Genomic DNA, 1887 nt, shown 5'->3' on the forward strand with positions numbered 1-1887 from the left:
AAAAGCGCCGCCCTTTTGGGGCGGCGCTTGGATTGTTTGTGTTTTGGTGGGTTTATTCTGCGGCCTGTGGTGCCTCGGCGTGTTTGTCACGCTGGCTGTCGCGGAACAGCGCCTTGGCGAGGGCGACCATCATCAGACCCATCACCATGGTAAACGGCAGTGCGCCGATGATCATCGCGTTGCGCAGAGCGTCCATCGGGTTGTTCTCACCCGCCGCAAGGATCAGCGCGCCGATCACGGCCAACAGGATCAGACCCCAGATGATGCGGTGCTTGATGCCCGTCTCCTGGCTGCCGCCCGACATGATCGTGTTCATCACCAGGATGCCCGAATCCGCCGAGGTCACCAGGAAGGTCATGATCAGGATCACACACATCACGTTCAGCATCGACAGCAGACCACCGTCGATCATGTAGGACAGCGTCACGAACAGCTTGTTGGTGTTCGATGCCCCGATGATCGCGCCTCCGGCTTCACCTGCCAGCTCCAGATCAATCGCGGTGCCGCCCAGAACCGTCATCCATGCAAAGCAGACCAGCGCCGGTGCGAAGACACAGCCCAGGATGAACTCACGCACGGTGCGACCCTTTGAGATGCGCGCCAGGAACAGGCCAACGAAGGGCGAGAACGCAATCCACCAGGCCCAGTAGAACGTGGTCCAACCTGCCTGCCAGCCAAACTGACGACCCTGCTCACCGGCGGCATAGGCCGCGGCCAGAGTGGCCTCGTCGAGTTCTGCTGCTGCGCCTTCCAGACCGTTCTTGAAGCCGTCATAGCTGCCCCAGGCATTGGTCGCGCCACCCATCAGGGCATCCGCATGGGCCTGAGCCTCGACCGGCAGAGCGGCGGCAAACGCCTCGGCCGAGAGCGGACCATAGGCGCCAAAGCTCAGCGACAGGAAGTGCAGGATATAGTCCACCAGCGCGGTGCCATAGGTGGTCATCGCAAAGACGAACGAGCCGAAGACGACAAATGTGCCCAGCAGGATGATCGACAGCACCAGGTTCAGGTTCGACAGGTACTTAACACCGCGTCCAACACCCGACACAGCCGAGATGATCGACAGGCCCATGATCACCAGCAGACCTGCAATCAGGCCAACCTTCGACGGGGCCGGAACCTCACCGCTCAGGTCCATGATCCACTCCATCCCGGTGATCGCATAGACACCGTCGATAAACTGGCTGACGCCATAGCCGATGGTCACCGACACACCCAGGATCGTTGCCACAACGCCCAGAACGTCAACCACATGGCCCAGGAAGCCGTTCATCAGCTTGCCGAATAGCGGCGTCAGCGCCGAGCGGATGGTCAGCGGCATGTTGCGCGTATAGGCGTAATAGGCCAGCGACAGGCCGGTCACCACGTAGATCGCCCAGGCGTGGAAGCCATAGTGCAGATAGGTGTAGCGATAGGCCGACTGGACCGCCTCGGGCTCATTGCCAGGCACGTCGCCTGCGACAACCACGGGGTTCGAGCCCCACAGGCCCAGGGGCTCGGCGGTGGCGAACACCATCAGGCCCACACCCAGACCGGCACCGAACATCATCGAGAACCATGAGAAATTCGAGAACTCGGGCTTTTCGCCGGGCGTCCCCATCACCCGCTTGCCGGTGGCCGGCAGCAGCGCAACGATGGCCAGAAAGAAGAAAAACAGACCTACGATGATGACGTAGAAGCTGTTGAAAACCTCCAGAATCTGAGAGTTCCAGCTGCCCAGAGTGCTGTTCGCGTTCGCCGGAAAAATCAGCGCCCAAAGCACAAGGGCTACCATCACACCCTTACTAATCAGCGCAATCGGAACGCTGTTATTCTCATAAAAACCGCTATCCGCGGTCTTAATGTCCAAATCCGTAAACGGTTCTTTAATCGACATCAATTTCCTCC

The 1887-nt window shown here is 59.8% G+C and carries 1 protein-coding gene; it reads right to left on the reverse strand.

Translation table 11 applies throughout. From position 1 onward, the window contains the following. Positions 1-52 precede the first annotated feature (52 nt). A complete protein-coding gene (locus tag ACR0J4_RS23080) occupies positions 53-1876 on the reverse strand; it encodes a BCCT family transporter (protein WP_170644488.1) in 1824 nt (607 codons plus the stop codon). Between the last annotated feature and the right edge of the window lie 11 nt (positions 1877-1887).

This window comes from Ruegeria sp. B10 (genome assembly GCF_056539825.1).